Here is a 10,103-nt window from a genome sequence, read left to right as displayed (position 1 = left end):
TATATATACACATCCCTTTAAAAACTGTGATAGCTAATCCCACATGTTTTAGATAACAGAACTAGGCATTAAAATATTTTGTATATAAGACTTCAATGTATTCATAATATGCATTACAATGTATTACACACTTGTAACGTTGATTTTTTACACAATAACCTCATACATACAACAACCTATTGAAAAAACTGTAATAGAAAATTTTATACATTTACAAAATAATTAGAACTAGGATATGAGATTTCAATACACTCACAATAAAATGACAATGTTCTTAATTAATGATGATTTTCTATAAAACAACTATATATATACACATCCCTTTAAAAACTGTGATAGCTAATCCCACATGTTTTAGATAACAGAACTAGGCATTAAAATATTCTACATATATGATCTCAATGTACTCATAATAAAAACGACAACGTATATTAATTAACGATTATCTTCTACAAAATAACTATATAAATTACATGAATACAATTATCTACTTTAAAAATATTAGCAGCTTCATACATTAAATGTAACAATTACACAACCAATATACACAATTTATAGAAGTATTGTTAGATTTAATATAACCAAAAAAATATAAACCAATTAAACAGTAGGGGCAAAGTATTAAACTTACCCCCCACCCTTAATTAAATAAATACAAGAGAATTACATATCTAGAATCCTCCCATACCTCCCATGCCGCCCATACCTGCACCACCAGCAGCACTAGCATCATCCTTAGATGGTACATCTACTACGATAGCATTCAGAGTCATAAATACTGCTGCAAGAGACACAGCAAAATCAAATGCTATACGAACTACTTTAAGTGGATCAATAACACCAGAAGTAAACGCATTTGCAAAATTCATCGTATCAACATTGAAGATAAGTTCCTTATCATTTTGTTTCAATAAATGAGCAATAACACATGGTGCATTTTCTGACCCAGAGTTTTTAATAATGCGTTTAATAGGAGCTTGTAAAGCACGTTTTATAATATTAATACCTAATTGTTCGTCATCATTTTTGCTTTTTAGGTTTTCAAGTACTGATAATGTATATAACAATGCAGCACCACCTCCTGGTACAACACCTTCCTCAACAGCAGCTCTAGTTGCATGTAAAGCATCTTCAACACGATCTTTACGTTCTTTAACTTCAACTTCACTAGACCCACCTACTTTTAATACAGCAACACCACCAGAAAGTTTAGCTAAACGTTCTCTTAACTTTTCTTTATCATAATCTGAAGTAGAAGATTCAATTTGCATTTTAATTTGATTAATTCTACTTTGCACATTATCAGAACTATTATCTACACTACCAATAATAGTAGTAGTATCTTTTGTAATACGTATATTCTTAGCAGTACCCAATTCAGCTAAAGTTAAATCTTCCATCTTTATTGCAAGGTCATCGCTTATTACATGTTTAGCACCTGTTAATATAGCAATATCGCCTAACATATCTTTTCTTCTATCACCAAATCCTGGAGCCTTCACTGCTGCTACATGTAATCCACCACGCAATTTATTTAAAACAAGAGTGCTAAGTGCTTCACCTTCTACATCTTCTGCAATAATTAAAAGAGGTCTTCCAGATCTAGCAACATTTTCTAGAATTGGCAATATAGGTTGTATTATATTAAGCTTTTTCTCTGTTAGTAAAATATAAGGATTTTCAAATTCAACTAACATCTTTTCCGAGTTAGTTACAAAATAAGGAGAAAGGTATCCACGGTCAAACTGCATACCATCAGTTTTTTCAACATCTAATTCTTTAAACCCTTTACTTTCTTCAACTGTAATAACACCATCTTTACCAACTTCTTGAACACATTGTGCAATTTTAACACCTATGTTCTTATCACCATTAGCGGAAATAGTAGCAACTTGAGCAATTTCTTCCTCAGACAACACTTCCCGTTTCATAGACATTAATGCATCTAGAACAGCTTCTTTAGCTTTAAGTACACCATCCTTAATGCATACAATATCTGATCCAGCAGCTTTAGCTTTCGAAACTTCTTCTATAACTTTCGCAGTTAAAATAGAACATGTAGTTGTTCCATCACCAACTTTATCGTTACACTGAGAAGCACTCTGAGCAATTATATTAGCAATAGCAAGAGCCAATGGATCCTCTGGCTTTATACTTTTAATAACTTTATATCCATCTTTTGTAATTTCTGGAGCACCATAAGGTTTACTAATAGCTACAGTAAGCCCTTTAGGTCCAGCTGTACACCCTACAGCATCTTCTAAAATATGAACAACTTCTCTAATAGCTTTATCAAGCTGTTCACCCGTTACAACTACATTTGCCATGTCATTTAATCTCCGTTTAATAAAAAATTAACTAAAACTACTTACAATTAGGCTACTACAAAAATATATAGCATGATTCCAAATTGATATATTTGTTATGCTTCTTTCGCAATTATATCACTTTCTTTCATAACTATGTATTTTTTATCATTAAATTCAATTTCATTGCCAGCCCACTGGCGGTAAAAAACTACTTCACCTACTTTTATAGTCATAGGCAGAATGTTGCCATTACTATTGTGCACACCTGGGCCAACAGCTACAACTTTACCTTTAGTAGGTTTTTTTTTTGCTGAATCAGGAAGCTGTATAGGAGAATTATTATTACTCTCCTCCAAGGCTTCAATCAAAACATTATCATGTAACATACTTAGATTCATACACTACCTCTGTAAAAATAAATTATCACTAGTACTTAGATACTACTGGCTAAGATCATATATAATATCAAGAAATCTAATTTCAAGTATCAACCAATAATTTTATAATATAGGCTATACAAATTTTTACAAGCTTAGAACTTAATATCACCATTAGTAATAATGTCATAATACCAATCCTGCAGCACTTGTATAATACACAAAAAATTAATTGACTTGATCCTTAAAACATCATGATATTTAAATTATTAACTTTTTGAATAAGTTCATGAATACAAATGATGAACATAAAAAACAACAGATTGGACACAGAAAAAGACTGAGGCAAAAATTATTATCTGGAGGTAATAAAGGGCTCTTAGATTATGAAATTCTAGAATTAATATTATGTTCCTCGCACCTAAGAAAAGATGTAAAACCCATTGCAAAAAGATTAATCAAACATTTTGGTAGTTTTTCAAAAGTATTTTTTGCAGATTTTAATCAATTAACAGAAGTACATGGTATAGGAGAAGCTTCAGTATCAGCAATTTTTTGTATTAGAGAAGCACTAAATAGAATTTTACGTGAAGACATTGATCACGGAATAATTATCAATCAATGGCAAAAATTAATAGAATACCTTAGAATAAAAATAGGTAATAGCAATATAGAAAATTTTCACATATTATACCTAAATACAAAATATAAACTTCTAGCAGATGAAACCCAGGATGTAGGCACCGTTAATCAAACTCCTTTATATATAAGAGAGGTAATAAAGAAATCTTTATATTTAGGAGCCACATCTATCATTATTGCACACAATCATCCAAGTGGAGATGCTAGACCCTCCAAAGCAGATATTGAAATTACTAATCAACTTGTTATAGCATGTAATAACATTGGTATAACATTAATAGACCATGTCATTGTTACATCCAATGACCATTATAGTTTCAAGACTCATGACTTATTATAAATTTTACATTACCTAAAATCACACAAGCAGAGATGATAGACTCTAGAAGAGATACTGAAATTACATATCAACTTGTTATAGCATGTAATAACATTGGTATAACATTAATAGACCATGTCATTTTACATCCAATGACCATGACAGTTTTAACTCACAAAAGCATACTAATGAGACTCACAACTCCTATTTCAAAAATATTATTATTAGATCTAACAACAACTACAGAACTACAATCACAATCTATTATAACTTTACAAAAAATACTAAGAAAACTCATGTTAATTTAAAAAACATATTTCAATGCATTCCAAAACAGATCATTCTATCACTTTACCATTGCTACATATTCTAAACTTTAAAATTGGATTAATTATCATTTTAATAACTAGTATAGTCTTATAACCATGATTCTAATTTCTACAAAGTATACTAAAGAGGCCTATAACCCTAATTTCAAAAATACAATTCAATCATCCATAAATTTAGAATCATATACATAACCCTTATCATCCTATATCTCCGACCTTCACAATCAAAAATCTATACACCAATTTATAAACTTTCACACAGTAACAGAATTTACAAAGTGAGTTTATAGTTGGACATTGTATTTAACATCACAACTTTATCAATAATACATTTCACAAACTTAATTTAAACTCAATAATTTCAACTCTCTTTAATATTACATATCTTATCACTTACAAAAATATTCCACAGCATTACAAAAAACTTTCATGCCATCTCCATAAGTAGGATAAGCAATATTAGCTCTTAAACATTGTTCTTTAATTTGTGTCCAATTATCTTGTTGTGTAAAAAACATTGCTCTCTCAGGATGTGGCATCATAACTAATACTTTACCACTATTATCAGAAAGTGCAGCAATGTCATCAACTGATCCATTTGGATTATAAGGGAATTCTTGATCTGCATAATCACCTATATTCGTAATATACCTCATTGCAATATTATTTTTAATAGTTGTAATTATAGCATCATTTTCAACAAAAAACCTACCTTCTCCATGTGCAACTGGAATATATAATTCATCCAACCCTTTTAACCACGCTGAGTTATTTAATGGATCTACTTTTACCTTTACCCATCTACACTGATATTGTTGAACAGTATTATTTAAAAGAGTTATATTAGAGAAATCTGATATTAATCTCATTAATATTTGACACCCATTGCATATACCTATTACTAACTTATCACCAATCAGAAATTCTGAAATTTCTTCTTTTAAATTATTGAATACCCTCAATGCAAAAGCATTACCAGCACCAGTATCATCCCCATATGAAAAACCACCAGGAATTACAAGTACATTATAATCCACTAATAACTTAGGATTTAATATCATATCATTAATATGTACTATTTTCCCTTGTACATTACATGACAACAACTCTCCAGCTTTAACAAAAGCAAACAGAGTTTCCTCTTCACAATTTAAACCATACCCAGATAATACAACTACTTTCATTTCTGTACAAAAATATATAAATCTTTAGCTTAACATAAAAAGTAAACACTTAAACTTCATTTATCAAAAATGAAGCTAAGAACTCTATAAAAACTATATATAACTCATCTCATATCTAAACAAAAACAATACATCACATGTAAATGATTATTATAACCATAGATATACAATCATACCTGAAAATTAATGTAATCAAATATCATTACATAAACCATTGAATGATACTACCATATTATTAATCAGGAAAAAATCTGCTAGTCCTTATTAGAAAATTAAATAAAATACAACTTAACTATATTCTTTAAACTCATTCATAAAATAATATACAAAATGTATTTGTACAACCTATACTTCAAAATTTTACAACATCATGTTAAGTTATAACATAAGCATTACACTAAACCACCAATGGATCTATATTATACACTTAGCAACAAAAAACTCTCACGCTCATGCATAATAGAAAATTAAAGTTAGAACACAACTTAACCACATTCTTCAATCACTTAAAAAATAAGTAGCTAACACATATAAAAAACACCAAATGACATACCTTATATCCGATAGATACTTATCTGAACATAATTAAGCTCTACATTATTCAACAACAGCATTAGGTATAAAAATCTGTTCATCCTAATTGCACGTTAGAAAACTAAGTCAAAGTAGAACTTCATTTAAATTAATTTAAACAACATTATGATCATACTTTTTAATACACAGTTGCTTAATAAAATCTTCAATTAATTGATAACTAGATAAACACTAACTAGAATGCAACTTTATTGACAATTTTAACAATACTATTAACCTTATTTATTTAATGTATTGTACTATTTAATATGAGTCATTACGATGTAGTAGTTATAGGAGGTGGACATGCAGGATGTGAAGCAGCCGCAGCTGCAGCCCGTATTGGTGCAAAGACTTTACTAATTACACACTCAATATCAACAATTGGAGAAATGTCCTGTAACCCAGCCATTGGTGGCATTGCAAAAGGCACTGTAGTTAGAGAAGTAGATGCTTTAGATGGTCTAATGGGAAAAGTAATAGATAAAGCTAGTATTCATTCCAGCATATTAAACAGAAGTAAAGGACCAGCAGTATGGGGACCAAGAGCACAAGCAGATAGATTAATATACAAACAAACGATGCAGGATATAATATTAAATTATCCAAATTTAACAGTATTAGAAGCATCAGTAGAAGATTTCACTATCACAAAAGACAACGACAAAGATAGTATTAAAGCTGTTATTACATCTGACCAACACACTATACACACAAGTAAATTAATATTAACTACTGGTACATTTTTACAAGGTACAATTCACATAGGAAGTTATACCACTCCAGCAGGTAGAATAGGGGAACTACCTTCAATTGGATTAGCAAAAACACTAGAAAAATATAATTTTAAATTAGGTCGTTTGCGAACCGGCACTCCACCAAGGCTTGATATAAATAGTATTAACTTCTCAGTATTACAAGAACAAAAAGGTGATATTCATCCTTCGCCTTTTTCTTATATGTCACAATCAATAGATCTACCACAAATTTCATGCTATTTAACTGCAACTAATAATAAAACACATGAAGTAATAAAAAATAATTTACATAGAGCAGCTGCAAGCAATCTATTAAAAGATATCAAAGCACCAAGATACTGTCCTTCAATAGAAGAAAAAGTAAGAAGATTTTCAGATCGCAATGGTCATCAAGTATTTTTAGAACCAGAAGGCTTAAACTCTGACATCATATATCCTAATGGTATCACTACCTCTTCACCACTTGATGTGCAATACAAAATGCTCAAAACAATACCAGGGTTAGAAAAAGTCAATATAGTAAGAAGCGGCTACAGTGTTGAATACAATTTTATCGACCCGAGAGAATTATATCATACTCTTGAAACAAAAAAAATAAGAGGTTTATATTTTGCAGGACAAATAAACGGTACTACTGGATATGAAGAAGCAGCTGGACAAGGAATTATAGCTGGGATTAATGCAGCATTATCGCTCAGCTCAAACTATGAACCTTTCATATTAAAAAGAAATGATGCATATATTGGTGTCATGATAGATGATTTAGTTACTTTAGGCACATCTGAACCATACAGACTTTTCACATCTAGGGCAGAATATAGGTTAAGGTTACGTTCTGATAATGCAGACCTACGTTTAACAGAACTAGGATACAAAATATCAGCAGTGTCATCCAAGAGATACTGTGCATTAAAAGATAAACAATATCAGATTGAATCTTTAACAAACATATTGAAGAACATTACCACAACTCCTACACAACTTGCTGCACATGATATACATGTATCCAAAGATGGAGTTAAAAGGAGCATTTTTGATCTTCTAAGCTACCAAAATATCAACATGGAAATTGTATCAAAAATATGTGATGCAATAAAAAAATTCAGAAAAGATATAGTTACTCAAGTAGAAATTGAAGGGAAATATGCACCTTATTTTATTAGACAAGACGCAGACATTAAAGATTTCATAGAAGAAGAGAACACTTGTATTCCAAATGATATAGAGTTTTCACAAATTCATGGATTATCAAAAGAAATGCAAGAAAAGCTAGAATACATAAAGCCACCTTCCATAGGTTCTGTAAGACGTATCCCTGGGGTAACACCAGCAGCAATCACTAGTATCTTGATCTACTTACGCTATCATAAAAATAAAAACATTTCATAGTTTTAACAATAGTTAAAACATATACAAGTAATCATACCTTAAGTAAGGTGCACATTACTATATAAAAAGCTAGTTTTAAAACATCATGAACACAATATCAATTCAGTAAATACACTTTCATTTTAAATAAAAACTGTATTAATAATAAATTCTCACAAAATAATTTTTAACAATAATAATACTTTATTTAATAATATATAAAATCAGCTATGTTTTGTATACAGGAAAAATTTTACTTTATAAGATTATTTACACCCATATGTAATATAGCTTAAATTACACAATACTTTCAGATATAAGCACATAATACAAGCATAATTAATATAAGTGCCCTATAAACATTTATACAATAATTCAACTATAAACCCACTACACTATGAATAGAACAAATTGTGTATTAAAAGTAACATTACACTGACTTATATTACAAATTTAGGCATTTATGCAAATCAAGAATTTCCTTTTACCAGAAATACTAGGAGCAGAACCATGAGTTAAATGACCACCACAATCAAGTGATAATCCAACTACTGTATCACCTGGTTTTAATAACGCAGCAAATACACCTGATTAGCTTGCGAACCAGAATGCGGCTGAACATTTGCAAATTTACATCCAAATAACTTACATAAACGTTCGCCAGATTCTCTACAATATCTGCAAAGTGACATCCACAATAATATCTTTTACCAGGATAACCTTCCGCATATTTATTCGTGATAATCCTATCTCTTAATAAAAATCTTATTATTTAACACAAATATCTTATGCTAACTAACAGTATTAGCAATACAGTCTATAATAATTATTCAATACTGTCATACACAGTATTCCAGCACTGGTTACACCCACTAATTAAGATTACTAAACACTAATACAGCTATAAAAATCCTTGTATCTAATATACAAAACAACAATAACACCTCACATAAAACAGCTTATTAGATGACAAATATCCTATATCAACTAACACATCTGCAATATAGTTTAAATTACACAATACTAACCTAATTAAATAGCAAGCATTACTAACATACTCATAATTAATATAACTATAACAACTTCTATACTAACTACGAACAAAACAACTATACTGCATATAAAAAAACCTTACTATCTATTATAAATATCCTATACTAATCAACTAATTAGCAATACAGTTTGTCAGTCATCCAATATTTTCACATACAGCTTACCAATACACTAACATTTGTTATATTAATATCTTAGTTAATCGCACTAATTAGCAATATAGCTAAATTATCAAATGCTTTCAGGAATAGTATTATTAATATACATAATACTAGATGGTTTAATGATCACAGACTCAACCTCAAAGGATCCTTGCGAATACTTAATACCTCGAACTAAACTACCATCAGTAATACCAGTTGCTAAAAAAATTGAATCAGATTTTACCATTTCTTCTATAGAATAAATTTTATTTGGATTTTTAATCCCAAATTTTTCTGCTCTTGCTCTTAAAGGATCTGTATCAAGCACTAATTTACCTTCCATATAACCACCCATAGATAACAAAGCTGCAGCTGCAAGTACACCTTCTGGCGCACCTCCTATACCAACATACAAGTCATTCATCCCTTTCATGAGTGATACTACAGCTGATATATCTCCATCATCTATAAGTTTTATACGTGCTCCACATGCTCTGATGTTTTTTATCAATTCCAAGTGTCTTTCCCTATATAATACTGTTACAACTAATTCATCCACTTTACACTTTTTTACTGCTGCTAAATTATATAAATTTGTTTTTATGTCATATTTTAAAGATATTACATCTCTAGGTATATTAGGACCAACAGCAATTTTTTCCATATATACGTCAGGAGCATTTAAAAATCCTCCTTTCTCTGTTATTGCAAGCACAGACATTGCTCCACTCTTATAATGAGCACACATTGTAGTACCTTCAAGTGGATCAAGTGCAATATCAATACCAATTCCACCAGTACCTACTTTTTCCCCAATATATAGCATAGGAGCATTGTCTCTTTCCCCTTCTCCTATAACAACAGTCCCACTAATTTCTAACAAATTCAATGACTTTCGCATAGCATCAACAGCAACACGATCCGCACCTTTTTCATCACCCATACCAAGATACTTGTAAGATGCTAAAGCTGCAGCCTCAGTCACTGATAACAACTTAAAACACAAATTTTGCATTTCTAAAATCCATATAGTTTATAATAAAAAGAC

General features: G+C 30.2%; 7 protein-coding genes and 1 pseudogene. 3 read left to right on the top strand and 5 right to left on the bottom strand.

Features of this window, described 5'->3' with window-relative positions; all coding sequences use genetic code 11:
* Window positions 1-671: 671 nt before the first annotated feature.
* Together groL and DRF75_RS03810 are read right to left on the bottom strand one after the other, a co-directional pair.
* The gene (gene groL, locus DRF75_RS03815) at window positions 672-2,327 is read right to left on the bottom strand and encodes a chaperonin GroEL (protein WP_045171270.1); all 1,656 of its coding nucleotides are present in this window, start codon (window positions 2,325-2,327) and stop codon (window positions 672-674) included.
* Between the two features lie 95 nt (window positions 2,328-2,422).
* Window positions 2,423-2,707, bottom strand: a complete 285-nt coding sequence (locus DRF75_RS03810) for a co-chaperone GroES (RefSeq protein WP_045171271.1) — start codon at window positions 2,705-2,707, stop codon at window positions 2,423-2,425.
* 268 nt (window positions 2,708-2,975) lie between these two features.
* On the opposite strand from DRF75_RS03810, the gene radC reads away from it, so the two are divergent.
* Window positions 2,976-3,668 carry a RadC family protein gene (radC, locus tag DRF75_RS03805; RefSeq protein ID WP_129992677.1) on the top strand — a complete coding sequence of 231 codons (693 nt, stop codon included), beginning with the start codon at window positions 2,976-2,978 and terminating at the stop codon, window positions 3,666-3,668.
* A gap of 32 nt (window positions 3,669-3,700) precedes the next feature.
* The gene (locus tag DRF75_RS03800; protein ID WP_129992676.1) at window positions 3,701-3,955 is read left to right on the top strand and encodes a JAB domain-containing protein; all 255 of its coding nucleotides are present in this window, start codon (window positions 3,701-3,703) and stop codon (window positions 3,953-3,955) included.
* Window positions 3,956-4,365: 410 nt separating this feature from the next.
* Here DRF75_RS03800 and DRF75_RS03795 read toward each other — a convergent pair whose 3' ends face one another.
* A complete protein-coding gene (locus DRF75_RS03795; protein WP_045171272.1) occupies window positions 4,366-5,160 on the bottom strand; it encodes a phosphoribosylformylglycinamidine synthase subunit PurQ in 795 nt (264 codons plus the stop codon).
* 842 nt (window positions 5,161-6,002) lie between these two features.
* Here DRF75_RS03795 and mnmG point away from each other — a divergent pair.
* Window positions 6,003-7,880 carry a tRNA uridine-5-carboxymethylaminomethyl(34) synthesis enzyme MnmG gene (gene mnmG / locus DRF75_RS03790; protein WP_045171273.1) on the top strand — a complete coding sequence of 626 codons (1,878 nt, stop codon included), beginning with the start codon at window positions 6,003-6,005 and terminating at the stop codon, window positions 7,878-7,880.
* A gap of 462 nt (window positions 7,881-8,342) precedes the next feature.
* Here mnmG and glyA read toward each other — a convergent pair.
* Both glyA and glpX read right to left on the bottom strand, forming a co-directional pair.
* A pseudogene (gene glyA / locus DRF75_RS03785) lies at window positions 8,343-8,604 on the bottom strand (serine hydroxymethyltransferase); the annotation flags it as partial.
* Window positions 8,605-9,143: 539 nt separating this feature from the next.
* Entirely contained in the window at window positions 9,144-10,070 is a 927-nt protein-coding gene (glpX, locus tag DRF75_RS03780; RefSeq protein ID WP_129992675.1) for a class II fructose-bisphosphatase, read from the bottom strand.
* Window positions 10,071-10,103 lie beyond the last annotated feature (33 nt).

The sequence above is a fragment of the Ehrlichia minasensis genome (genome assembly GCF_004181775.1).
Lineage (GTDB): Bacteria > Pseudomonadota > Alphaproteobacteria > Rickettsiales > Anaplasmataceae > Ehrlichia > Ehrlichia minasensis.
This window is presented reverse-complemented; position numbering and strand designations above follow the sequence as displayed.